The sequence below is a fragment of the Streptomyces sp. NPDC048659 genome (assembly GCF_040650575.1).
Taxonomy (GTDB): Bacteria; Actinomycetota; Actinomycetes; order Streptomycetales; family Streptomycetaceae; genus Streptomyces.
The window spans coordinates 17,215-40,654 of the sequence record NZ_JBEZHM010000064.1; the positions used below are offsets into that span (position 1 = coordinate 17,215).

Here is a 23,440-nt window from a genome sequence, read left to right on the forward strand (position 1 = left end):
CGTCCGTCAGCCCTCGACGCGGTCGAGGTCCTCCGCGTAGTACGTGAGGGCCGCGCGGTAGCGGCGGACCTCGGGGTCCTCGCTGGTCTCCGCGAGGAGGCGGAGGAGCAGGCGGGTGGAGTCGTGGTGCCGGCCGGTGTTGTAGAGGGCCATCGCGAGGAAGGCGCCCAGCGCGCCGTCGTCCGGGAACTCCTCGGTGCCGCGCCGCAGGGTGGTGACGGCGTCCTCGTAGCGGCCCAGGGTGCGGTACGTGCTGCCGAGGCCGAGGAGGGCGCCCCTGCGGTCCTCCGTGCCGAGGCCCTCGGTGGCCAGGGCCTTCTCGTAGTACGGCACGGCCTGGGCCTCCAGGCCGAGGACGTCGTGGGCCCACGCGGTCTGGTAGGCGATCTCGGGGTCGTCCGGGTGGTCGGCGGTGAGGGCGACGAGCCGGTCGCGGGCCTCCTCGCGGTCGCCGCGCTCGCGCAGGGCGACCGCCTCGGCCAATCGGGTGTCTCTGTCCTGGGTGTGCACGAGGTCATCCTGGCATCCGCCGCGCGGCCGGGTGTCACCGGTCCGGCTGATCCTGCTCCTGATCCTGATCCGGGGTCACCAGGACCAGTGGGGTGCCCACGCAGGGCGTCAGGAGCAGCGGGCCGTGGCGGTGGGCGGGGGCCACCTCCGTGGCCAGGACGGCCGCGAAGTCGGGGCCCTTGGTCAGGGAGCCCGCGAGGTGGCCGGGGTCGGTGGAGGCGGCGACCCGGCCTCGGGCGTTCACCAGGCGGGCGGGGACGGGGAGCCGCTGGAGCTCGGGCAGCACGGCCGCCTCGAAGTGGCGCAGGTAGACGTCGGCGGCGGCGACCCCGGCGAAGCGGCCGTCGACGTGGACCGGCGCGGAGAGCGTGAGGCTGTACTCCTCGGAGCAGAGGTAGTCGACGTAGGGCCCGGCGACGGCCCGGCGGCCGGTCTCGCGGGGCAGCGCGTACCAGTCCCAGTGGGTGTAGTCGGCGAACGCGGAGTGTGCCGGGTCGAGGTCGAGGAGCAGCGGGCGGACGGTGCCCTCGGGGCCGCGCTGCCACCATTCCAGCCAGGCCGGCACGTCGTCGAGGAGGCCGGGCGCGGCGACGAATCCGGCGCCGGAGACGAGCGGGTGGGCGGCGAGCGCCGCGCGCAGTCCGGGCCGCAGGGCGGCGAGTCCGGCGGATTCGGGGGCCCGGCCGACGGCCGCCGCGGCGGTCAGCAGGGCCGTGGTCTCGGCGCGGATCGCGGCGACGGCGTCGAACACGTCCTCCAGGGTGTCGCGGACGCGCCGCGCGACGGCTTCGGGCCCGGCGGGGCGGGGCGGGTCAGCGGTGGCGGTCCTCTCGGGGCGGGCGAGCCCGGTGCTCCTGGCCATCGGTGTCCTCCTCGGGAGCGAGCCGCAGGGCGATCAGCCGGTCCACGGACTCGCGGACGCACTGCTCGGCCAGCATCCTTGCCCGTTCGTCGGCCTCATCCTGCACGGCGGAGATCACGGAGCGGTGACGATCCGCCACGCGCTCGAAGAGGCCGGGCTCGTCGAGGACGAGGACGAGCAGGGCGCCCAACTCGGTCTGGAGCGCGATCTCCTCGCGGGTGAGGCGGGCGGACTGGGCGGCGGCGGCCAGCTCCACGTGGAAGCGTCCGTAGAGGCGGCTGCGGGCTGCGGGGTCCTCGGCGGCGGCGAACTCGTCCACGGTCCGGGCGAGCGGGCGCAGTTCGCCGGGGCCGGTGCGGCGGGCGGCGAGGAGCGCGGCGGCGCCGGAGACGGCGGCCCAGTGGTCGCCGAGGTCGCGGAGCTCCTCGGTGGACCAGTCGACGAGGCGGGCGCGCAGCCGGTGCTCGGGCGGGCCTTCGGGGACGGTGACGAAGCTGCCGCCGCCCCGGCCCCGGCGGGTGGTGACGAGGCCCTGCTGGCGGAGGGCCATGAGGGCCTCCCGCAGGGTCACGGTGGAGACGCCGAGCTGGGCCGCCAGCTCGGCCTCGCCGGGGAGCTGCTCGCCGTCGGCGAGGAGGCCGAGCTCTATGGCGTCGCCCAGCCTGCGCGCCACGGTGTCGACCCGCGCGCGGGTGTCGACCGGAGTGAACACGGCCCTGTGGGCGCTCCCCGGCGCGCCCGCGCCCTGTCTGCCGTCTGTTTTCACCGTCTACCACCTCGCGCGTTGACTCAGCCTTTACCCTAAAGGGGTCTTGAGATTTGAACTATGACTTCATATGTTTACGTTCTCGCTCGTCAGAACGCACCACCGCACCAGAAAGGTTCCCGCCCATGCAGGGAATGGCGGTCCGGCTCTCGGGACTGCGCAAGAGCTACGGCCGCACCGAGGCGGTGGCGGGGGTGGACCTGGAGATCGCCGACGGCGAGTTCTTCTCGATGCTCGGCCCGTCCGGCTCGGGCAAGACCACCGTGCTGCGGCTGATCGCCGGTTTCGAGAGCCCGAGCGCGGGCACCGTGGAGCTGGCCGGCCGGGACGTCACCCGGCTCGCGCCCTTCGAGCGGGACGTGCACACCGTCTTCCAGGACTACGCCCTCTTCCCGCACATGACGGTCGAGCGGAACGTGGCGTACGCGCTGAAGGTGCGCGGGGTCGGCAAGGCGGAGCGGCTGGTCCGGGCCCGCGCCGCGCTCGCCCAGGTCCGCCTCGAAGGGCTCGGCGGGCGCCGCCCCGGCGAGCTCTCCGGCGGCCAGCGGCAGCGCGTCGCGCTGGCCCGCGCGCTGGTCGGCCGCCCGCGCGTGCTGCTGCTCGACGAGCCGCTCGGCGCGCTCGACCTCAAGCTGCGCGAGCAGATGCAGGTCGAACTCAAGGCGATCCAGCGGCAGGTCGGCATCACCTTCGTGTTCGTCACCCACGACCAGGAGGAGGCCCTGACGATGAGCGACCGGATCGCCGTCTTCCACCAGGGCCGGATCGAGCAGGTCGGCTCCCCCGCCGAGATCTACGAGCGCCCCGCCAGCCCCTTCGTCGCCGGTTTCGTCGGCACCTCCAACCTGCTCGTCGGCGAGACCGCGCGGGCCGTGCTCGGCGCCTCCGGCACGTACAGCGTCCGGCCGGAGAAGATCCGCGTCGTCAGGGATCCGGCCGCGCCCGCCGAGCCGGGCCTGACGCGCGCCGCCGGGACCGTCGCCGAGGTGGTCTACCTGGGCGACGCCACCCGCTTCCTGGTGGACCTCGACGTGGGCGGGCGGCTCACCGCCCTCCAGCAGAACCTGGACACCTCCGCCGACGACCTCGCCGGCTTCCGGGGCGCCCGGGTCGAGCTCCGCTGGCACCCGCGCCACGCGGTCGGCGTCCCGGCGCCCGTACCGGCCCCGGCGTCCGGCGAGGACCCCGGGCGCGCGCCGGCGACGGCGCCGGCCCGCGCGGCAACGCCCGCCGAGGCCGGGACGCCACCTAAGAGCGGCTGAGCTCGTCCGCGAGCGCAGCTCGCTACTCCCCGTACCGCAGCACCGCTCTCCCCGTACCGCACCCTCACGCAACGGAGAACCCCCGTGCGCCTGCACCGCTCGCTCCTGACGGCCGCCGCCGTCTCCGGACTGCTCCTCCTGACCGCCTGCGGCTCCACCGGCCAGGGCGGCGCCGGGAAGTCCGGCGGTCTCAACCCGCCCGCGCTCAAGGCGCCGACCTCCCTCGGCGCCGCCGAGGGCGAGGTCAACCTGGTCGCCTGGGCCGGGTACGTCGAGGACGGCTCCAACGATCCCAAGGTCGACTGGGTCAGCGCCTTCGAGAAGCGGACCGGCTGCCAGGTCAACTCCAAGACCGCCGCCACCTCCGACGAGATGGTCGCCCTGATGAAGACCGGCGCCTACGACGCCGTCTCCGCCTCCGGCGACGCCTCGCTGCGCCTGATCGCCTCCGGCGACGCGGCCCCCGTCAACACCGCGCTGGTCCCGAACTACGCCGACGTCTTCGCCGGGTTGAAGAACAAGGAGTGGAACTCCGTCAAGGGTGTCGCCTACGGCATCCCGCACGGGCGCGGCGCCAACCTCCTGATGTACGACAAGGACAAGGTCGTCCCCGCCCCCGACTCCTGGTCCGCCGTCTTCGACAAGGCGTCCGCGCACAGCGGCAAGGTGACCGCCTACGACTCGCCCATCTACCTGGCCGACGCCGCCCTCTACCTCAAGGCGACCCGGCCGGAGCTCGGCATCACCGACCCGTACGCGCTCGACCAGAAGCAGTTCGACGCCTCCGTCGAGCTCCTGAAGGCGCAGAACAAGCACATCGGCGAGTACTGGAGCGATTATCTGAAGGAGATCTCCGCCTTCAAGAGCGGCGACTCCGTCGTCGGCACCAGCTGGCAGGTGATCGCCAACCTCGCCAAGGCGGAGGGCGCCAAGGTCGAGGCGGTGCTGCCGAAGGAGGGCTCCACCGGCTGGTCCGACACCTGGATGGTGTCCGCCAAGGCCAAGCACCCGACGTGCGCCTACAAGTGGCTGGACTGGATCGTCTCGCCGAAGACCAACGCCCAGGTCGCCGAGTACTTCGGCGAGGCCCCCGCGAACGCCAGGTCCTGCGGCGAGACCGCCGACAAGGCGCACTGCGCCACCTTCCACGCGAGCGACGAGGCGTACTGGAAGAACGTGCACTTCTGGACCACGCCGATCGAGCAGTGCCTCGACGGGCGCACGGACGTGGCCTGCGTCCCGTACGCCAAGTGGGTGCAGGCGTGGAACGAGATCAAGGGCTGACACCGTCCCATGACCACCCTCTCCCCCGCGCCCGCCGGGCCACGAGCCGCCGGCCCGGTCCGGCGGCTCGCCGGGGCCCTGCACCGCAGGCCCCGGGTCCGGCTCGCCGCCCTGCTCGCCGCGCCGCTGCTCTGGCTGGTGCTGGCCTACCTCGGCTCGCTGGCCGCGCTGTTCCTGTCGGCGTTCTGGACCACGGACTCCTTCACCTCGGAGGTCGTACGGGTCTGGTCGGGCCGTAACTTCCAGGAGCTGGTGTCCTCGCCGGTCTACCGGACGGTCGCGCTGCGCACGGTCGGCGTGGCGCTGACCGTGACGGTGCTGTGCGCGCTCATCGCCTTCCCGCTCGCCTTCTACACGGCCCGGGTGGCGAGCCCGCGCCGCCGCCCACTGCTGGTGGTCGCCATCCTCACCCCGCTGTGGGCCAGCTATCTGGTGAAGGTGTACGCGTGGCGGCTCATCCTCTCCGAGGGCGGACCGCTCGACTGGGCGCTGCGCCCGCTGGGGCTGAGCGGCCCCGGTTACGGGCTCACCGCCACGGTCGTGGTGCTCACGTACCTGTGGCTGCCGTACATGATCCTGCCGATCCACACGGCGCTGGAGCAGCTCCCGGACAACCTGCTGCACGCCTCCGCGGACCTCGGGGCGCGGGCCGGGCGGACCTTCGTCTCGGTGGTGCTGCCCGTGGTGTGGCCGGCGGTGGCGGCGGGCTCGGTGTTCACCTTCTCGCTGAGCCTCGGCGACTACATCACCGTGCAGATCGTCGGCGGCAAGACCCAGTTGATCGGCAACCTCGTCTATTCGAACGTCACCCTCGACCTGCCGATGGCCGCCGCGCTCGGCACGGTGCCGGTGGCGGTCATCGTGCTCTACCTGCTCGCGGTGCGGCGCACCGGGGCGCTGCGCGGCCTGTGACCGGGCCGCGAACCGTCAGCCGGACCCGTCCGCGGAAGGACCGCTCCCGATGAACCTCTCCCGTCCCGCCCGGATCGCGCTGCGCACCGCCGCCGGGCTCGGCTTCGCGGTGATCTACCTGCCGCTGCTGCTGGTGCTGCTCGGCTCGCTCAACCCGGACCGCTCGGCGAGCTGGCCGCCGCCCGGGCTCACCCTGGACTGGTGGGCGGCGGCCTGGGACAACGAGGGGGCGCGGGAGGCCCTGTGGGTGTCGGTGCGCACGGGACTGGCGGCGACCGCGATCGCGCTGGTCCTCGGCACCCTGATCGCCTTCGCGGTGCAGCGGCACCGGTTCTTCGGGCGCGAGGCGGTCTCCTTCGCGGTGGTGCTGCCGATCGCACTGCCCGGGATCGTCACCGGCATCGCGCTGAACTCGGCCTTCGGGACGGTGCTGGCGCCGCTCGGAGTGGGCCTCGGGCTCTTCACGGTGATCGTGGGCCACGCGACCTTCTGCATCGTGGTCGTCTTCAACAACGTGACGGCCCGGCTGCGCCGGCTCCCCGGCTCGTACGAGGAGGCCGCCATGGACCTGGGCGCGCACACCTTCCGGACCTTCTGGGACATCACCTTCCCGCTGATGCGCTCGGCGCTGCTCGCGGGCGGGCTGCTGGCCTTCGCGCTCTCCTTCGACGAGGTGGTGGTGACGACGTTCACGGCCGGGCCGGGGGTGCGGACGCTGCCGCTGTGGATCTTCGACAACATGACGCGGCCTCAGCAGGCGCCGGTGGTGAACGTGGTGGCGGCGGTGCTGGTGCTGCTGTCGGTGATCCCGATCTACGCGGCGCAGCGGCTGTCCTCGGACACGGCGGGCGGGGGTCGGGTCTGACCCCCGGCCCCCCGTCGTGCCTTCGGCTCCCCGCGCCGCGCCGGGCGGTTCCGGGTGCGGCACGGGGGCGGAGCGGGCACGGCGCGGGGGCGGCGCGCGGCGGACCGAACGCTGCTAGCTTTCCGTAATGCGGCAATTGCCCTCATTCGATCTGCGCGGGCTCGCCCGCAAGGCGGCCTCGATCCGGCCGCTGCGCCGCCGTACCCCCGGCACGCTCACGATCCCCGAGGCCGAGGACGCCGGCCGGGAGCGGCTGCGCGACCTCGCCGCGCTGCTCTGCGAGATCGGCTCCGAGCTGCTGCGCTCCGGGCAGCGCACCGCCGACGTGGAGGCCGCCGTCCTCGACATCGCCGCCCGCTACGGGATGCGCGCCCGCTGCTTCATCGTGCCGACGGGCCTGTTCGTACGGGTCGGCGGCGGGCTGGACGGGCGCGGCGGCGAGCTGGACTTCGCCCCCGTCGAGGGCCCGGACCTGCGCCTGGACCAGGTCGAGGCGCTGCAGTCGCTGGTGGACCGGCTGCGCGCGGGGCCGCTGCCGATGGAGGAGGTGTGGGCGGCGCTGAAGGCGGGGCGGGAGCGGCCCGAGCGGTTCAGCCCGGCCACCACGGTGCTCGGCTACGTCCTGCTGACGGTCGGTCTGGGCACCATCCGGCACGCGACCGTCGCCGCCGTCGTGGGCTACGCGGTCCTCGGCCTCGGGGTGGGCCTGCTGCGCCTGTTCGGGGACCGGCTGCCGGCCGCCCGCTCGGCGCTGCCGGTGGTCACGGCCATCCTCGTCACCGCCGTCGCGCTGCGCTGGGCGGGCCCGATCCTGCACGAGGAGCCCACCCTCCTCTACATCCCGCCGCTGATCGCCTTCCTGCCCGGCTCGGCGCTCACCCTCGGCACCATCGAACTGGCCACCGGCGCCGCCCTGTCCGGCATCGCCCGGCTCGCGGTCGCCCTCAACGTGCTGTTGCTCCTCGCCCTCGGCATCCTGGTCGGCACCGAACTCGTCTCCTCCCACCCCGTCGGCAGGCCGGCGTCCCACGCGCTCGGCGCCTGGGCCCCGTGGGCCGGGGTGCTCCTGCTCGGCTTCGGCTTCCTGCTCTACTACTCGGCGCCGCCCCGGGTCACCGGCTGGCTGCTGGCCGCGCTGCTCACCGAGCGCCTGGTGCAGTCGACCGCGAGCGAGCTGGGCGGCGCGGCCTTCGGCGCCTTCGCCGCCGGAGTGCTGCTGCCGCCCATGGCGGGCTGGATCGAGCGCCGTTCCAAGACCCCCGACCAGGTCGTCTTCCTGCCCTGCTTCTGGCTGCTCGTGCCGGGCGCGATCGGGCTCACCAGCGTCTCCGAGATCATCGTCCAGGGGGACACCGACGGCGGGCTGTCCAGCCTGATCAACACGGTGGTGACGGTCGCCGCCATCGCCCTGGGCGTCCTGGTCGGGGCCGGGCTCCAGCGCCGGACCCGGCTGCGGGTCGGCGAGCCGTCTCCTGTCGGGCTGCTTGATGTCGTGGAGCCGACCGGTGCGATGGATACGACGGGTGCGGCGGGTGCGGCGGGTGCGGCGGGTGCGGCGGGTGCGACGGGTGCCACCAGTCCGGCCGCCCCGGCGGCCTCGGGCGCCCCGTCCACCCCATCCGCCCCGCCCGCCGCCGGTGACCCGGATGGCTCAGCCGGCGCAGCCGATTCGGGGCCGGTACGCGGGAGGTGAGCCCGTACGACCGGCGGCCGGCCCCGGGTCCGGCCACGGTCCGTGACCGGCTTCCGGCAGGTGGGAAGGGCCCGTTGCTGGTCCAGTGGAAGCAGAACTGCCCGGACGTCGACGCACCCTGGACGGCACTCCATGACCATGTCCCCCTTCGGATCCTTCGGGGGTTCCGACCCCTTCGGCGGCTCCGACCACTTCAACGACCTGCTGAACCGCTTCTTCGGCACGTCCCCCGCGGCCTCTCCCCCGGCCGTGCAGCGGGTGCCGATCGGACGGCTGCTCACCGACTCGGCCCGTGAGCTGCTGGGGCGGGCCACCGACAAGGCCGTCGAGGACGGCAGCGCCGACCTCGACACCGAGCACCTGCTGTGGGCCTGCACCCAGGTCGAACCGGCGCGCGGGCTGCTCGCGCGGGCCGGGGCCGACCCCGACGAGCTCGGCAAGGCCGTCGCCGAGGTGCTGCCCGGCGAGAGCGCGACACCTTCGGCCGAACCGGGCCTCACCCCGGCGGCGAAGCGGGTGCTGCTGCGGGCCTACGAACGGTCGCGGGAGTCGGGGGTCTCGTACATCGGGCCCGAGCACATCCTCGGCGCGCTGCTCGACAGCCCGTCCTCGGCCGCGGCCAGGCTGCTCGGCTCGTACGGCACGGACGTCGGGACGCTGCGCACCACCGCGGACCGGCAGGCGCGCGCCGAGGCGCCGGCCTCGGCGAAGCCGGAGTCGCAGACGCCGACCCTGGACGAGTACGGCCGCGACCTCACGGAGGAGGCCCGCGCGGGGAAGCTGGACCCGGTGGTGGGCCGGGCGGAGGAGATCGAGCAGACGGTGGAAATTCTCTCCCGCCGCTCGAAGAACAACCCGGTGCTCATCGGCGAGCCCGGCGTCGGCAAGACCGCGATCGTCGAGGGCCTGGCGCAGCGGATCGTGGCGGGCGAGGTGCCGCGCACGCTGGAGGGCCGGCGGGTGGTGGCGCTGGACCTGTCGGGCCTGGTCGCCGGGGCGCAGTACCGGGGCCAGTTCGAGGAGCGGCTGAAGAAGGTCATCGACGAGGTGAAGGAGGCCGCCGACTCGACGGTCCTGTTCATCGACGAGCTGCACACCGTGGTCGGCGCGGGCGCCTCCGGCGAGGGCGCGATGGACGCGGGCAACATGCTGAAGCCTGCCCTCGCGCGCGGGGAGCTGCACGTCGTCGGCGCGACGACGATCGACGAGTACCGGCGGTACGTGGAGAAGGACGCGGCGCTGGAGCGGCGCTTCCAGCCGGTGCTGATCCCGGAGCCGACGGTCGAGGAGACCATCGGCATCCTGGAGGGCCTGCGGGACCGCTACGAGGCCCACCACCAGGTGCGGTACGGCGACGACGCGCTCGCCGCGGCGGCGGAGCTGTCGGACCGGTACGTACGGGACCGGTTCCTGCCGGACAAGGCGATCGACCTCATGGACCACACCGGCGCCCGGGTGCGGCTGCGCTCGCTGGGCCGCTCGACCGAGGCGGTCGAGCGCGAGGACCGGCTGGCCAAGCTGCGCCGCGAGAAGGACGAGGCGGTGGCGGCGGAGGACTTCGAGCGCGCCAACGGGATCAAGCAGGACATCGCCCGCCTCGAAGGCGAGCTGGCGGGCATCGAGGAGCGCCGCGAGGGCGTCCTGGAGGTCACCCCCGCGGACATCGCCGAGGTGCTGTCGCGGCGCACCGGCATCCCGGTGAGCCAGATGACGGAGAACGAGAAGGAGCGGCTGCTCAAGCTGGAGGACGCCCTGCACAGCCGGGTCGTCGGCCAGGACGAGGCGGTCGTGGCGATCGCCCAGGCCGTGCGGCGCAACCGGGCGGGCATGGGCGACCCCAAGCGGCCCGTGGGCTCCTTCCTCTTCCTCGGCCCGACGGGCGTCGGCAAGACGGAGCTGGCGAAGGCGCTGGCCGAGCTGCTCTTCGGCGACGAGGACCGGCTGATCCGCTTCGACATGAGCGAGTTCCAGGAGAAGCACACGGTCTCGCGGCTCGTCGGCGCCCCGCCCGGGTACGTGGGGCACGAGGAGGCCGGGCAGCTCACCGAGAAGGTGCGCCGCCAGCCGTACAGCGTGCTGCTCTTCGACGAGGTGGAGAAGGCCCACCCGGACGTCTTCAACACGCTGCTCCAGGTGCTCGACGACGGGCGGCTGACCGACGCGCAGGGCCGCACGGTCGACTTCCGGCACTGCGTGGTCATCATGACCTCGAACATCGGCGCCCAGCGGATCCTCTCCCACCACGGCGACGTGACCGAGATCCGCGAGGACCTCAAGCAGGACCTGCGGGACTACTTCCGGCCCGAGTTCCTCAACCGGATCGACGAGACGATCATCTTCCACGGGCTCGGCGAGGAGGACCTGTCGCGGATCTTCGACCTGCTGATCGACCAGAGCAAGCGGCGGGTGAAGGCGCAGGGTCTCGACCTGGAGGTGACGGAGGCGGCGAAGAAGCTGCTCGTGGCCCACGGCCACCAGCCGGAGTTCGGCGCCCGCCCGCTGCGCCGCACGATCCAGACCGAGCTGGACAACCGGATCGCCTCGCTGCTGCTGGGCGGCGAGGCGGACCCCGGGGACACGGTCGTGGCGGACATCGAGAACGACGCGCTGGTGTGCCGGATCGAGAAGGGCGCGGCGAAGGAGGAGGAGGGGGAGGAGGAGCCGACGGAGGCGTAGGGGCAGGAATGTGTCGGCGCGCCGGTGGGGCTGCGCTCCCTCCCTCCTCAGATGCTCACAGGGCGGGGCGCAGCGCGCCGGTGTCGGGGCCCGCGGCGCCGGCGGGCGCGGAGCCGAGGGCGCTGCCGCGGCGCCACTCGGACCAGCTCAGGTTCCAGTCGCCGAAGCCGTTGTCGAAGGGGCTCATCTCCTCTCCGTAGCCGTTGACGACCCGGACCAGGTCGCCCTCGCGGACGGTGTCGTAGAACCAGGCGGCGTCCTCGGTGCTCATGCCGGTGCAGCCGTGGCTGACGTTCTCGCTGCCCTGCGAGTCGAGCGACCAGGGGGCGGCGTGCAGGTACTCGCCGCTCCACGTCACCCGGGTGGCCCAGCGGACCTTGAGGTCGTAGAAGTCCTTGTTGCCCCGGGCGATGCCGATGGAGTCGCCGCGCATCCGGACGGTGGCCTCCTTGCCGAGGACGACCTTGACGCCGCCTCGGGTGCGGTAGCCGGCCTTGCCGGTGGTGACGGGGATGGTCCGGATCTCGCGGCCGTCGCGGTAGACGGTGAGGGTGTGCGCGGCGACGTCGGTGACGGCCTCGACGTGGTCGCCGGTGGTGAGGGTGAGCGGGGCGGAGGGGCCGCCGTAGAGCCCGTCGGTGATCCGGACCCCGTCGAGGGCGCTGTGCACCCGGACGGTGGCGTGGGCGGGCCAGTAGGCGCGCGGGCGGTAGTGGAGGGTGCTGGGGCCGACCCAGTGCCAGGCGCCGTCGACCCGGGGGGTGGAGCGGACGTCGAGGGCGCGCTCGACCGTGCGCCGGGCCTCGGTGTCGGCGGCGGGCACCGGGTGGCTCAGCTCGGCGGTGAGCGGTTGGCCGACCCCGTACAGCTGCGGGCCGGGGCCCCCGTCGCGGGTGGGGCCGAGCTCGGCGGTGAGCCGTTCGCCCTCGGGTGCCGCTCCGGTACGCAGGTCCAGGCGGGCGTTCTGCCGGTGCGGGGCGCCGGGGTCGGTGCGCTCGACGACGAGCCGCGCGGTGAGGCGGGCGTCGGCGGGGAGGGGCGCCGCGCTGGTCCAGCGGGTGCCGTCGGCGCTCAGCTCGCCCGCGATCCGACGCCCCTTGTGGTCGGTGACGGTGACGTCGGCGAGCCGTCCGGGCGTGCGGAGGGAGAGCGCGAGGGGCCCGAGGGGGGTGCGCCCGTCGAGGGTGAGCGGGGGCCTTCGGGTGTCCAGGAAGACGGTGCGGCGGGGGACGGCGCAGAGTCCGGGGGCCCCGGCGGCGGGGCAGGCGTCGACGCTGACGAGCGCGGGCGCCGTGCGGGGCGCGGCGGCTCCGGCGGCGGGCGGCTGGGCCGCGTTGAGGGCGAGGACGGCCCCGGCCGCGAGGGAGAGCGCGCCCCATCCCTTGATGCTGTTGCGTGACGCCACGTCGGGCACCCACCCCTTCTCGCCTGGGCCGGTCCGGTCCGGTCCGTCGGGTGCATCAGAACCGATACGGGGCGGAAAAGATGATCAACTGACCGGGCGTGGCGCGGGAGAGGGGCGCGAGACGACTCGAAAGCACCAACGGGGCGGGCGGCGCGAGGATCGGCGCGAGGCCGGCGACCTGCCGGGGTCGACCACGATGGCGGTGCCGCCGTCGCGGACCAGGGCGACGGTCACGCAGGCACGCCAGCGCGGGAGATTGGGCCGTCCGGGGGAATTCGGGGTACGGGAGGGAGTAGGGCTCGGCGCGGAGGCGCAGGGCTCAGCGGTGCGGCGGCGCGGGGGCTCAGCGTGGCACTTCGGGCAGTTCCTCGCCCGTCTCCAGGAGGGACTTCAGGCTGGAGAGCAGCGCGGGCCAGCCCTCGCCCACCATGTCCCGGATAAGTCCGCCGGGTTCCAGGTCGTCGTGGACGAGGGTGAGCCGGACCATGTCCCCGGCGGGTTCGATCGCGAACGTGGCCTTGGAGCGGCGTTCCGCGGCGAGCCGGGCGCGGGTCGGCTCGTCGATGTGGACGGCCTCGGCCCAGGCTGGTGTGAAGGTGTGCCAGGTGTAGGCGAGCCGGCGGCCGGGGTCGGCGGTGAGGACGCGCTGCTCGGGGTCGGTGGTGCGGCGCCCGGCCTCCTCCCAGACCATGGCGGAGCCCTCGGCCCAGTCGGTCTCGAAGGCCACGCCCCAGTAGCGGCGGGTGAGCTCGGGCTCGGTCAGCGCCCGCCACACCTCGTCGGGGCTGGTGCGGATGTAGATCGTGTAGACGAAGGCGTTGCTGTCGTTGCTGTCGTTGCTGTCGTTGCTGTCGTTGCTGTCCATCGGGGCTTGCTCCCTCGGGAACTCCAGGGCGGTGGGGGCGTCGGCCGGGCGCGGCGGCCACGAGCCACTCGATCACCAGGATCGCGCGCGGTTCGGGGTCGCGCACGCGCTCTCCCGCACATGGGCGTAGCGGGCGGGTGACCCGCGCCGCGAGCACGGCGAGGCCGTGGCCGCGATCCCGGGGTGTCCGGAGGGCGCGGGCCGGCCGGCCCGCCGGGGCACGCGGCTCGCCCGCCTGCTCGCCGTACCCTTGCGCAACGCCCTGGTGCGCCCACCCCCTTCGGGGCACGCGCTGCGGGCGATCCTCCGCCTCGCCGACCGAACCCCACTTCCCACCAGGGCTTTCACCGGTGAATAGGTGTGGAGGAAACTATTAAACGAACTGCTACTTTGTCCGGATGTCTCTCAAGCACGCGGTCCTTGCGGCCCTCCTGGAGGGCGAGGCGTCCGGCTACGACCTGGCCAAGCTCTTCGACGTGTCCGTGGCCAACTTCTGGGCGGCCACGCCGCAGCAGCTCTACCGGGAGCTGGACCGGCTCTCCGAGGCCGGCCTGATCGAGGCCCGCGTCGTGCAGCAGGAACGCCGCCCCAACAAGCGCATGTTCACGCTCACCGAGGCGGGCCGCCGGGACCTCGTCGCCTACACCGCGCACCCGCCGAAGCCCACGGCGGTGCGCGACGAGCTGATGGTGCAGGTGCAGGCGTGCGACGAGGGCGACACGGCGGCGGTGCGGGAGCACGTGCGGGACCGGATGGAGTGGGCCCGGGGCAAGATCGCGCGCTACGAGCGGCTGCGGGAGTGGCTGCTCGACGGGCGCGACGAGGAGACGTACCTCCGCGAGGCCGAGCGGGTCGGCCCGTATCTGAACCTGATGCGCGGCCGGGCCTTCGAGGAGGAGAACGTGCGCTGGGGCGAGCGGGTGCTGGCGGTCCTCGCCGCGCGCGAGACGGCGCCCCGGGTCCCCCAGGACCGCTGAGGCCGCCGACCTGGTGACGCCGGTGGCTACCGTGCGGTAGCGTCCCGGGGCATGAACGTCGGTGACATCGTCGAGGACTTCACTCTTCCGGATGAAACGGGGACGCCCCGCTCGCTCTCCGGTCTGCTGGCCGACGGGCCGGTCGTCCTCTTCTTCTACCCCGCGGCCCTCACCCCCGGCTGCACGGCCGAGGCGTGCCACTTCCGGGACCTGGCGGGCGAGTTCCGCGCGGTCGGCGCGCACCCCGTCGGCATCAGCACGGACGAGGTGGCGCGGCAGCAGGAGTTCGCCGACCGGCACGCGCTCGGCTATCCGCTGCTGTCCGACCCGACGGGCGCGGTGCGGGACCGGTTCGGGGTGAAGCGGGGCTTCTCGCTGGCGCCGACGAAGCGGGTCACCTTCGTGATCGACGAGGACCGCCGGGTGCTGGAGGTCGTCCGCAGCGAGCTGCGGATGAGCGCCCACGCAGACCGGGCGCTCGCGGCCCTGCGGGCGCCCGAGCGCTGAGTCCCCCCGGCTCAGGTGCCGAGCAGCCTGGACTTGGCCGCCGCGAACTCCTCCGGGGTCAGCAGCCCTTGCTGGGCGAGCTCCCCGAGCCGGGTCAACTGGTCGATGACCGTGGGCGCGGCGGCGGGCCCGCCCGGCGGCGGAGGCGGCGGAACCGCCTGGGCCTGCTGGGCCGCCTGAGCTTGCTGAGCCGCCTGAGCGGCCTGCGCCTCCTGGGCCTGCTGCGCCTGGAGGTCGGCGATCGCCTGTTCCTGGTCCTGCTCCCGGCGGGCGCCGCGCGCGGCGCTGCGGCCCGCCGCGTAGGCGGCGCCGCCGACGAGCGCACCGCGCAGCAGCGGGGCTCCGGCGGGCCGGACGACCGGGCGGACGAGGGGGCGGCGGCGCATGAACATCCCGGTCAGCTCCTTGCGGTCGTGGTCTCGGCCGCCGCGACGGCCTCCTGGTAGGCGGCGCGCGCCTGCTCGACGAAAGCGTGCGGGATGGGCACCCGCCCGGCCACGTACCCGTCGGCCTCGCGGACCGCCTCCGCCGCGCGGGCCGCCCAGACGTGCTCGACGAGCAGCATCAGGGCGCAGGAGCCGGGTTCGAGGGTCTCGCCCACCTCCGCGGCGTCCTCCGGTCCGAGCAGGTTGGCCTCGGGGCCGATCTCGGCGGCGGCCTCCTCGTACTCCTCGTACTCGGCCAGTTCGGAGCTGGACACCTCACCGGCGGCCGACTTGGTGACGACCAGCGAGTCGATGAGCCGCACCTGCCCCTCCTTGCGGAGGTCGGCGATGGCCGTGACCGCCGCGACCGCGAGCCGCTCCCCGGGAAAGGCGAGCACCAGACATTCCACCGGCCCCATGTGACTCCTCGTGTGTGCGAGTGCCGTACGCGTGCGCCCGTCCATCCGATCACGGCCCCTGCGGGCCCGCACCCCGAGCCGGTCACGACATGCGGGACCCGGCGGGGTCGGAGAGGATCACTTTCACGCCGGCTGCTCAAGGCCGGCGGGAACAGGAGTGCAGGCATGGACGACTATCCGCTGCTCAACCTCTTCTGGACCATGCTCTGGTTCTTCCTCTGGATCATGTGGCTCTTCCTGCTCTTCAAGGTGATCACGGACATCTTCCGGGACCACGAGCTCCACGGCTGGGGCAAGGCGGGCTGGCTGATCCTCTGCATCCTGCTGCCCTATCTGGGTGTGCTGATCTACGTCATCGCCCGTGGCAAGGGAATGGGGCAGCGCGACATCAAGCAGGCCCAGGCGAGCGAGGCGGCGTTCCAGGACTACATCCGCAAGACCGCCGGCACCGGGCCGGGCGGAGGCGGCGGCGGGAGCGCGGACGAGCTCGCGCGGCTCGCCGAACTCAAGGACAAGGGAGCCATCACGGACGAGGAGTTCGAGAAGGCGAAGGCCAAGGTCCTGTCCTGACCGGACGACGGGACGGAGAGGACCCGGGGACCTCAGGGACGCCCGGGAAGCCCGAGGACTCAGGGACCCCCGAGATCCACAGGACCCCTGGGACCCCCGGGACCCCTGGGACCCCCGGGACCCCTGGGACCCCCGAGTCGCCCGCCGAGCTCCCGCGCTCGCTGCTGCGTGCCGCGAGCCGGGAGCCGGGGCGGCTGCCGGAGCTCCTCGCCGACTTCGCCACCCGCCGGCTGGGCCACGGGGCCGGCCGGACGGTGGCGCGGCTGCGCGCCGAGCACCCCGGGGAGCCGCCCGAGCGGCTGCGGGCCAGGATCGTGGCGCGCGGCAGCCGGGCGGCGACCTCCGAGGGCGCGTTCGTGGGCGGCCCGTTCCTGGTGTTCATCCCGATCGCGTTCTGCGCCGCGCTGCTGTCGCAGGCGCGCATGATGCTGGAGCTGGCGGCCCTGGAGGGCCGGGACCCGTCCGACCCCGAGCGGACCGCCGAACTCCTCGTCCTCCAGGGGGTGTACGAGGACACGGACGCCGCCCGGGCCGGCCTGGCCGCCCCGCACGCCCCGCCCGCGCGCCGGCCGGGGCGGATCGCCGCGCTGTGGGAGCTGACCCTTCGGATGGCGCGGCTGCTGGGGCTCGCCACCCCCGCCGAGGGCCCGGCCAGGCTGCTGGTGCGGATCGGCCGGTGGCTGCTGGTGGCCGTGGTGTTCCTGGTGGGCCTGGTGGCGCCGCTGGTCTGGCTGCCGTACATGGCCGACTCGTACCACCGCTCGACGGCACGGGTCGCGGACCGGGCGGCGCTGTTCTACTCGGGCGCGAAACTGCCCCGGAGGTCCGGGCGGCTGGATCCGGCGATGGTGTTCGCGGCGCTGCGGGCGGTGGCGTCGCTCCTCGTCCCCCTGGTGGCGCTCGCGGTGGTCGCGCTCACGGACGCCCGGATCGCCGACCGGCGCTGGCCGGTCCTCGGCATCACGCTGTTCACGGCGTCGATGGCGGTCGGCGGCTGGTGGGTGTGGCGGCACTTCACACGGCGGCGCGGGTCCGGTCCCGGGGCCGACGAAGACCCCACCCCTTAATCCGAATGCCACATGCGCCTTTGGTACGGTCGTTCCGTGCGGCTGACGAAATTCACCGACCTGGCGCTGCGTGCCGTGATGCGCCTGGCGGTCTCAGGGCAGGGCGACTCCCCCACCACGCGCGAGGTGGCGGAGTCGATGGCCGTGCCGCACGCCCACATGGCGAAGGTGGTCACCCGTCTCCAGCACCTCGGCGTCGTCGAGGCCCGGCGCGGCAGGGGCGGCGGGCTGACGCTGACCGAGCTCGGCCGGCGCTCCTCGGTGGGCTGGCTGGCCCGGACGCTGGAGGGCGAGGAGGAGGTGGTCGCCTGCGAGGGCGATCCGCCGTGCCCGCTGCGGACCGCCTGCCGGCTGCGGGGCGCGCTCCGCGAGGCCCAGGAGGCGTTCTACCGGACGCTGGATCCGCTGACCGTGGCGGAACTGGTCGAGTCCCCCACCGGCCCGGTGCTCCTCGCCCTGTCGGCGAGCCGCCCAGCCGACTGACCACTCGGCGCCACACCTCACCACCTCACACCACCCCACACCTCACCACCGTCGCACTACCCCGCACCGCCCCCACTCCCCCGCGCGCCCCGCGGGGCTTCCCCACCTCTTTAAACACGTAGATCATCTACCACTTATCTAACTGATGGAGTCGTCATGCTGTCCGAGCAGGCCACCCCGGTCGTCCGCGCCACCCTCCCCGCCGTCGGCGGGGCGCTCGACGAGATCACCGAGCGCTTCTACGCGGGGCTGTTCGCCGCCCACCCCGAGCTGCTGCGGGACCTCTTCAACCGCGGCAACCAGGCCACCGGCGACCAGCGCAAGGCCCTGGCCGGTTCGATCGCCGCCTTCGCCGGGGCGCTGCTCGAACACCCCGGGGCCCGCCCGGACGTGATGCTCTCCCGGATCGCCCACAAGCACGCCTCGCTCGGCGTGACCTCCGCGCAGTACAAGGTGGTCCACGAGCACCTCTTCGCCGCCATCGTCGCCGTCCTCGGCGAGGCCGTCACGCCCGAGGTCGCCCGCGCCTGGGACGAGGTGTACTGGCTGATGGCGAACGCCCTGATCGCCCTGGAGGCCCGCCTCTACCAGGAGAAGGGAGTCGCCGAGGGCCAGGTCTGGCAGCCGATGGAGATCGCCGGGCGGCAGGCCGAGACCCCCGACACCGCCTCCTTCACCCTGCGCCACGCCGACGGGCGCCCGGCCGGGTCATTCCGGCCCGGCCAGTACGTCAGCGTCCAGGTCGCGCTCCCCGACGGCGCCCGGCAGATCCGCCAGTACAGCCTCTCCGCCGCGCCCGGCTCCCCGGACTGGCGGATCACGGTCAAGCGCGTCGACGGCGACCCCGCCGGCGAGGTCTCCTCCTGGCTGCACGCCCACGCCGCCGTCGGCGACACGGTCAACGTGTCGGCCCCGTTCGGCGACCTCGTGCTGCCCGAGGGCGACGGGCCGCTGCTGCTCGCCTCCGCCGGCATCGGCTCGACCCCGATGCTGTCGATGCTCGGGCACCTCGCCGCCACCGGCTCCACCCGCCCGGTGACCGTCGTCCACGCCGACCGCTCCCCCGAGGACCACGCGCACCGCGAGGAGCTGCGTCGCCTGGTCGGGGCGCTGCCGCAGGGTTCGCTGCACCTCTGGTACGAGGAGCCCGGCACCGCCGACGCGGGGCGCGGCCGGGCCCGGGTCGCCGAGCTCGACCTGCCCGGGGACGTCACCGCGTACCTCTGCGGCCCGCTGCCCTTCATGCGCGCGGTCCGCGGCGACCTGCTCGCCCTCGGGGTCGCCCCGGCGGCCGTGCACTACGAGGTCTTCGGCCCCGACCTGTGGCTGGGCAGCGAGGCATGAACACCCCGGAACGCCTGCGATCCGACGCCCCGTAGCGTTATCGCCCGAGATATTGCATAGTGATGCCGCTAAATCACCTCATGATCAGTGGCAGGAGCGGGCGAATGGGTACGGCGCAGAAGGCGGTTCGCGGGTTCGCCCTGGACATCGGCAGCTCCCGCACCCGGGTCTGGGCGCCCGGTGCGGGCGTCCTCGCTGACGTGCCGAGCGGGCCGGTGCGGCGCGGACGGGTCACCGACGCGACGCCTCACCAGCGGCTGCTGCGCCGGGTCGCGGACACGGCGTTCGGCGGGGCGCTGGACGAGACGGTGGTGATGCTCTGCCATCCGGTCCTGGCCGGCCCCGCGGAGCGCGAGGAGACCCGCCGGATGGTGGCCGGGCTCGGCGCCGCGCGGGTCGTGTCGGTGAACAGCGCCCGTGCCGCCGCCGCGTACGCGGGACCCTCGGGCGGCGGTCCGCTGCTCGTGGTCGATCTGGGGGCGGCGCTCACCGAGGTGACCCTGCTCGTCGACGGCGTGATGCAGGACGCGCGGCTGGCCGAGATCGGCCTGGACGACCTCGCGGAGCCCGGGGCCTCGCCGGGCGTGGTCGTGCACACGGCCGCGGAGCTGGTGCGCGAGCTATGGCGGGAGGACACCACGGGCGCGGTCCGCGGGGCGCTGGGCCGCGGGGTGCTCGTCACCGGCGGCGGCGCGCTGCGGCTCGACCTCACCGGCCGTCTCGCGCTCCGCCTCGGGGCGCGGCTGCGGCTCGCCAACGACCCGGCGACCAGCACCGTGCGGGGTGCCGGGCTGCTGCTCTCCTCGGCCCTGCGGCACCCGGGCGGCGGGCCACGCCGCCCGTGAGGAGGCGTCCGGCGGGGGTTCAGCAGCCGGTGGCCCAGATGTGGGAGTCGCCCCGGTCGTTGGCCGACCCGTTGTACCCGACCTCCTGGCCGGGGGCCAGACAGACGGTCATCGCGCCGCCCTGCCAGGCGCTCTCGTAGACCCGGACGTGGTCCTTGATGCCGGGACCCGAGATGCCGTGGTTGGCCCAGGAGGAGTCGGTGTCCGCGATCCAGCTCTCCCACCAGCCGTCGTCACCGCTCCAGTTGGCCCGCTGACCGCCGAAGTTCGCGTCCTGCCAGACGCAGAACTCCCCGGAGGGGCACTCCGCGGCGCCGGCCGGGGCGGTCAGGGCGAGCCCTCCCGCGAGGGCCAGCAGGGCCGCGGCGGTGGAACCGAGGAAGCGCTTCATGGAGCGTCGACGCCTTTCGTCGTGGGGGTGGCCTGCGCCGTGGGGATGTCCTGCGCCGTGCGGGTGTCCTGCGCCGTGTGGGCGGGCTGCGTTTCGGGCGTGGCCTGTGTCTCAGGGTCGGGACGCGGCGTGGGAGTGGCGGGCGCGGTCAGCTCGGCCGCCCGCCGGAGCGCGCCGGCGCGCAGTTGCTCGTAGACGGCGACCTGGTCGTGGTGGAGGGCGCGCACCGCGGCCAGTTCGGCGGGCTCCAGCCGGGCCCGTACGTCGTCGAGTCCGCTCTCGCGGGCGCAGCGCGCGGCGAGGAGCGAGTCGGGGCGGCCCCGGCGGGGTCCGCCCTCGGGGGCGGCGCAGCGGGTCCAGCGGTCGAGGGCGGCCCGGTGGGCGGGGTCGTCCTTCATGCGCGCCTGGGCCTCGGCGCGCAGGTTGTCGACGGTGACCTGGGCGCGGAACCAGCGGTTCTGGTCGCCGTAGAGCCCGGCGCGGGCGGTGGCCACGCAGCCGTCGCTGTTGGCGGTGACGGTGAGCCCGCTGGACAGGGTCAGGGACAGTTCGCGGGGCTCGCTGCCGAACAGCGCGGCCTGCAGCCTGCGGTCCTCGGCGGGGGCGCGGGCGCGGCCGGAGAGTCTGAGGCCCCGGGCGCCGAGACAGTCGGTGACCAGGCGCTCCTCGGCGGTCTTCAGGAGCCGGTCCTGCTCCTGCCGGGTGGTGCCGGCGGGCGGTCCGGCGGGGCCGGGCCGGACGGTGGCGCAGGCGGCGAGGACGAGCGCGGCGGCGGCGGTGACGAGCGCGTGGCGGCTTGCGTGACGCACGGGGTTCCCCCTGGTGGCGGGCCTGATCGGCGCGGTCGGGCGGCGCGGTCGGCGCCGTTCACCGCGATGAATGCCCGGTGCCGTACGGGCCATGCGGGGGCTCCGTGCGACTCACTCGAAGGGGTCGGACACGCCGGAGCGCGCGCCGCCAAGAGGGCGCGCTCCGGGCGCCCGGGAACGACAGAGCCCCGGTTGGACGGGGGATTCCAACCGGGGCCGTGTGCCGTGACGGGCCTGAAGGGCGGTCGCCGCAATGGGGGGGACCTTGGGCACCGGGCCCCTTCACCGTCACATACAGATGAACGGTCAACCGTCCCCCGATGTTCCGGAGTGTCCCCTGTGCCGGGTGTGAGTCACCTCACCCGATTCGCTCCGCCGTGCGCCGTGCGCCGTACGCCGTGCGCGGCTCAGCCCTTCTCGGGGCGGTAGACGGCTCCGGGCTCGGCCTTGCCGGGGGCGAGGAGCTGGGGCACGGTCACGAAGGTGTAGCCCTGGCGCTTGAGCTCCTCGATGATCCCGGGCACGGCGGGGACGGTGCCGTCGTAGATGTCGTGGAGCAGGATGATCCCGTCGCGGTGGGCCTGGTCCAGGACGCGCTTGCGGATCAGGGCCGTGTCGGTGGTGGAGTAGTCCTTGGCCGTGATGCTCCACAGGACCTGGGCGAGTCCGAGCTCGCGGCTCACGTCGGCGACGGTGTCGTCGGTGCGGCCCTGCGGCGGGCGCATCAGGGTGGGCTTGGTGCCGGTGATCTTCGCTATCGCGTCCTGGGTGCGGGCGAGCTCCTCGCGGACCTCGGACTTCTCCAGGTCGGTGAGGATCTCGTGGGTCCAGGTGTGGTTGGCGACCTCGTGGCCCTCGTCGGAGATCCGCTTGACGACCTGGGGGTAGCGGTCGACGTGCTTCCTGCCGAGGAGGAAGAAGGTGGCGGGCACCTTCTCCGCCTTGAGCGTGTCGAGGAGCTGGGGAGTGTCCTTGCCCGGTCCGGCGTCGAAGGTCAGCGCGATGCACTTGGCCTTGGCGCAGTCGACTCCGGTGGCCAGTGCCGCGCCCTTGCGGTCCGAGGACGCGTTCTCGCGCGCGTCTTCGGGGGTGACCCCGTCGACCCCGCAGCCGGAGACGGTGAGGGCCAGTGACATCGCCGCGAGCACGGCGAGGAGCCCCCGGCGTCGGCCGGACGTGGTTCGGAACATGAGTTACCCGCTTTCCCCGAGATTGGTTCGAGCGCCGGCTTCCCCCTGGTCATGGCGAAGCCCCGTGGCGCGATCCCAACTCTACACACAGTGTATAGCTGGAGTGCGCGGGGGCCTCTCCGGGCACGCGGACGGCCCCGGGCGGCGCCCGTCCGCTCCGCCCGGGGGCTTGGAAGCTCGGGGGTCCGGGGTCTCAGCGGGTCGCGAGCAGCAAGCGCGCCTCGGTCTCCTGGTCACCCGACACGGACTGCAGCGACTGGATGTCGAAGGTGCGCGCGAGCACCTTCTCGACCTCGTCCACGGCGTGGTAGCCGCCGGTGAGGGTGGCGCCCACCGGCCCGGTCAGATGTGCCGGGGGCGTCGGCTCGTGCCGGCCGCCCGCCGTGTCGAAGGTCGCCATCCAGACGGTGGCGGCGGGCGCGGTGGCCGCGGCGGGGCCCGGCGCGCCCATGTCCTCCAGGCGGTAGGTGTGGTCGAGGACCTCGAAGACGGCCTGGGCGTCCTCCCGGCAGCAGTCGCTCAGCTGCACGGTGACATCCGTGTCGATGTGCAAGTCGTACACGTCGCTCATCTCCTCCTGCCCCGCTTCCAGGATGCCTCCCGGCAGGGCGTCCCGCGAGGTTCGTGCCACGGTGGAGGGAAGCGAACCGGGAGGACCAGGTGACCGGAGCACCGGAGGGACCGCCGGGGCCCGCGCGGCCGGACGGCGAGGGGGCGGGCCACGGGCGCCACGAGACCCCCGAGGAGCAGGCCGACCGGCGCTGGGGCGAGCTGATGCAGGAGATCCGGGTCGCCCAGACCGGGGTGCAGATCCTCTTCGGCTTCCTCCTCACCGTCGCCTTCACGCCCCGTTTCACCGAACTCACCGACACCGACCGGACGATCTACGTGGTCACCGTCTCGCTCTCGGCCGCCGCGATCGGGGCGATGATCGGGCCGGTCTCCTTCCACCGGATGATCGCCGGCCGCCGGCTCAAGCCCCGGGCGGTGACCTGGGCGTCCCGGCTGATCCTCATCGGCCTCCTGCTGCTCCTGGCCACCCTGACGGCGGCCCTGCTGCTGGTCCTGCGGGTGGCGACCCGGGCCGCGTACGTGCCCTGGCTGGTCGGCGGCCTGTTCCTCTGGTACCTGCTGTGCTGGTTCGTCCTGCCCCTCTGGGTCCGCCACCGGCACACGGCGGACCGCCGCTGACCGTACGCGGAGGCGGCTGAGGGCGGCGGTGCGCCCGGGGCCCGGTCCCGAGCCAGCGGCGGCTCGTGCGCCACCAGCGTCGTCACGTCCTCCGGATACGCCGTCACCAGCGCCAGCGCGAC

The 23,440-nt window shown here is 73.9% G+C and carries 25 protein-coding genes; 14 read left to right on the plus strand and 11 right to left on the minus strand.

Features of this window, described 5'->3' with window-relative positions:
* Nucleotides 1-6 precede the first annotated feature (6 nt).
* From AB0C99_RS33390 to AB0C99_RS33400, 3 genes are read right to left on the minus strand one after another with little or no spacing between them, the layout of a single operon-like run.
* Nucleotides 7-510 carry a tetratricopeptide repeat protein gene (locus AB0C99_RS33390; RefSeq protein ID WP_362483243.1) on the minus strand — a complete coding sequence of 168 codons (504 nt, stop codon included), beginning with the start codon at nt 508-510 and terminating at the stop codon, nt 7-9.
* A 34-nt stretch (nt 511-544) separates the two neighbouring features.
* Nucleotides 545-1,372: a cache domain-containing protein gene (locus AB0C99_RS33395; protein WP_362483244.1), complete on the minus strand. Its 828-nt coding sequence runs from the start codon at nt 1,370-1,372 to the stop codon at nt 545-547.
* Nucleotides 1,323-2,084 carry a GntR family transcriptional regulator gene (locus AB0C99_RS33400; protein WP_362483245.1) on the minus strand — a complete coding sequence of 254 codons (762 nt, stop codon included), beginning with the start codon at nt 2,082-2,084 and terminating at the stop codon, nt 1,323-1,325. Before AB0C99_RS33400 ends, AB0C99_RS33395 begins: the two co-directional genes overlap by 50 nt.
* A 179-nt stretch (nt 2,085-2,263) precedes the next feature.
* On the opposite strand from AB0C99_RS33400, the gene AB0C99_RS33405 reads away from it, so the two are divergent.
* The 6 genes from AB0C99_RS33405 to AB0C99_RS33430 all read left to right on the plus strand — a co-directional run bounded on the left by AB0C99_RS33405 (nt 2,264) and on the right by AB0C99_RS33430 (nt 10,830).
* A complete protein-coding gene (locus AB0C99_RS33405) occupies nt 2,264-3,400 on the plus strand; it encodes an ABC transporter ATP-binding protein (protein WP_362483247.1) in 1,137 nt (378 codons plus the stop codon).
* An 84-nt stretch (nt 3,401-3,484) separates the two neighbouring features.
* Nucleotides 3,485-4,684, plus strand: coding sequence for an ABC transporter substrate-binding protein (locus AB0C99_RS33410; RefSeq protein WP_362483249.1), 1,200 nt, complete (start codon nt 3,485-3,487; stop codon nt 4,682-4,684).
* 9 nt (nt 4,685-4,693) lie between these two features.
* Entirely contained in the window at nt 4,694-5,596 is a 903-nt protein-coding gene (locus tag AB0C99_RS33415) for an ABC transporter permease (protein ID WP_362483251.1), read from the plus strand.
* A gap of 49 nt (nt 5,597-5,645) precedes the next feature.
* A complete protein-coding gene (locus tag AB0C99_RS33420) occupies nt 5,646-6,461 on the plus strand; it encodes an ABC transporter permease (RefSeq protein ID WP_362483253.1) in 816 nt (271 codons plus the stop codon).
* A gap of 136 nt (nt 6,462-6,597) precedes the next feature.
* Entirely contained in the window at nt 6,598-8,154 is a 1,557-nt protein-coding gene (locus tag AB0C99_RS33425) for a threonine/serine exporter family protein (RefSeq protein WP_362483255.1), read from the plus strand.
* Between the two features lie 132 nt (nt 8,155-8,286).
* On the plus strand, nt 8,287-10,830 hold the full coding sequence (locus AB0C99_RS33430; RefSeq protein ID WP_362483257.1) for an ATP-dependent Clp protease ATP-binding subunit: 2,544 nt from the start codon (nt 8,287-8,289) through the stop codon (nt 10,828-10,830).
* Nucleotides 10,831-10,885: 55 nt separating this feature from the next.
* Here the strand turns inward: AB0C99_RS33430 and AB0C99_RS33435 are convergent, their stop codons facing one another.
* Both AB0C99_RS33435 and AB0C99_RS33440 read right to left on the minus strand, forming a co-directional pair.
* Nucleotides 10,886-12,235, minus strand: coding sequence for an Ig-like domain-containing protein (locus tag AB0C99_RS33435; RefSeq protein WP_362483258.1), 1,350 nt, complete (start codon nt 12,233-12,235; stop codon nt 10,886-10,888).
* Between the two features lie 343 nt (nt 12,236-12,578).
* Nucleotides 12,579-13,100 (minus strand): SRPBCC domain-containing protein, encoded by a 522-nt coding sequence (locus AB0C99_RS33440; protein WP_362483260.1) that lies wholly within the window; start codon nt 13,098-13,100, stop codon nt 12,579-12,581.
* 398 nt (nt 13,101-13,498) lie between these two features.
* Between AB0C99_RS33440 and AB0C99_RS33445 the strand changes: the two genes are divergently transcribed.
* Both AB0C99_RS33445 and AB0C99_RS33450 read left to right on the plus strand, forming a co-directional pair.
* On the plus strand, nt 13,499-14,077 hold the full coding sequence (locus AB0C99_RS33445) for a PadR family transcriptional regulator (RefSeq protein ID WP_362483262.1): 579 nt from the start codon (nt 13,499-13,501) through the stop codon (nt 14,075-14,077).
* 51 nt (nt 14,078-14,128) lie between these two features.
* Nucleotides 14,129-14,584, plus strand: a complete 456-nt coding sequence (locus AB0C99_RS33450; RefSeq protein WP_362483264.1) for a peroxiredoxin — start codon at nt 14,129-14,131, stop codon at nt 14,582-14,584.
* 11 nt (nt 14,585-14,595) lie between these two features.
* Here the strand turns inward: AB0C99_RS33450 and AB0C99_RS33455 are convergent, their stop codons facing one another.
* Nucleotides 14,596-14,976 carry an SHOCT domain-containing protein gene (locus tag AB0C99_RS33455; protein ID WP_362483266.1) on the minus strand — a complete coding sequence of 127 codons (381 nt, stop codon included), beginning with the start codon at nt 14,974-14,976 and terminating at the stop codon, nt 14,596-14,598.
* Nucleotides 14,977-14,981: 5 nt separating this feature from the next.
* Entirely contained in the window at nt 14,982-15,428 is a 447-nt protein-coding gene (locus AB0C99_RS33460) for a DUF6325 family protein (protein ID WP_362483268.1), read from the minus strand.
* A gap of 165 nt (nt 15,429-15,593) precedes the next feature.
* Here AB0C99_RS33460 and AB0C99_RS33465 point away from each other — a divergent pair, with 165 nt between their 5' ends.
* From AB0C99_RS33465 to AB0C99_RS33485, 5 genes are all read left to right on the plus strand, one after another.
* Complete coding sequence (locus AB0C99_RS33465) at nt 15,594-15,998, plus strand: SHOCT domain-containing protein (protein ID WP_362483269.1); 405 nt, start codon at nt 15,594-15,596, stop codon at nt 15,996-15,998.
* Nucleotides 15,999-16,252: 254 nt separating this feature from the next.
* A complete protein-coding gene (locus tag AB0C99_RS33470) occupies nt 16,253-17,065 on the plus strand; it encodes a hypothetical protein (RefSeq protein WP_362483271.1) in 813 nt (270 codons plus the stop codon).
* A gap of 36 nt (nt 17,066-17,101) precedes the next feature.
* Nucleotides 17,102-17,548, plus strand: a complete 447-nt coding sequence (locus AB0C99_RS33475) for an Rrf2 family transcriptional regulator (protein ID WP_362483273.1) — start codon at nt 17,102-17,104, stop codon at nt 17,546-17,548.
* Between the two features lie 156 nt (nt 17,549-17,704).
* The gene (locus tag AB0C99_RS33480; RefSeq protein ID WP_362483275.1) at nt 17,705-18,892 is read left to right on the plus strand and encodes a globin domain-containing protein; all 1,188 of its coding nucleotides are present in this window, start codon (nt 17,705-17,707) and stop codon (nt 18,890-18,892) included.
* A 104-nt stretch (nt 18,893-18,996) separates the two neighbouring features.
* A complete protein-coding gene (locus tag AB0C99_RS33485; protein ID WP_362483277.1) occupies nt 18,997-19,737 on the plus strand; it encodes a rod shape-determining protein in 741 nt (246 codons plus the stop codon).
* Nucleotides 19,738-19,756: 19 nt separating this feature from the next.
* Here the strand turns inward: AB0C99_RS33485 and AB0C99_RS33490 are convergent, their stop codons facing one another.
* From AB0C99_RS33490 to AB0C99_RS33505, 4 genes are all read right to left on the minus strand, one after another.
* On the minus strand, nt 19,757-20,128 hold the full coding sequence (locus AB0C99_RS33490; protein WP_362483279.1) for a peptidase inhibitor family I36 protein: 372 nt from the start codon (nt 20,126-20,128) through the stop codon (nt 19,757-19,759).
* Nucleotides 20,125-20,937: a hypothetical protein gene (locus tag AB0C99_RS33495; protein WP_362483281.1), complete on the minus strand. Its 813-nt coding sequence runs from the start codon at nt 20,935-20,937 to the stop codon at nt 20,125-20,127. The genes AB0C99_RS33490 and AB0C99_RS33495 overlap by 4 nt, the downstream gene beginning before the upstream one ends.
* Before the next feature lie 407 nt (nt 20,938-21,344).
* Nucleotides 21,345-22,127: a polysaccharide deacetylase family protein gene (locus AB0C99_RS33500; RefSeq protein ID WP_362483283.1), complete on the minus strand. Its 783-nt coding sequence runs from the start codon at nt 22,125-22,127 to the stop codon at nt 21,345-21,347.
* A gap of 193 nt (nt 22,128-22,320) precedes the next feature.
* Nucleotides 22,321-22,758 (minus strand): hypothetical protein, encoded by a 438-nt coding sequence (locus AB0C99_RS33505; protein ID WP_362483284.1) that lies wholly within the window; start codon nt 22,756-22,758, stop codon nt 22,321-22,323.
* Nucleotides 22,759-22,787: 29 nt separating this feature from the next.
* Here AB0C99_RS33505 and AB0C99_RS33510 point away from each other — a divergent pair, with 29 nt between their 5' ends.
* Nucleotides 22,788-23,318, plus strand: coding sequence for a DUF6328 family protein (locus AB0C99_RS33510; RefSeq protein ID WP_362483286.1), 531 nt, complete (start codon nt 22,788-22,790; stop codon nt 23,316-23,318).
* Nucleotides 23,319-23,440 lie beyond the last annotated feature (122 nt).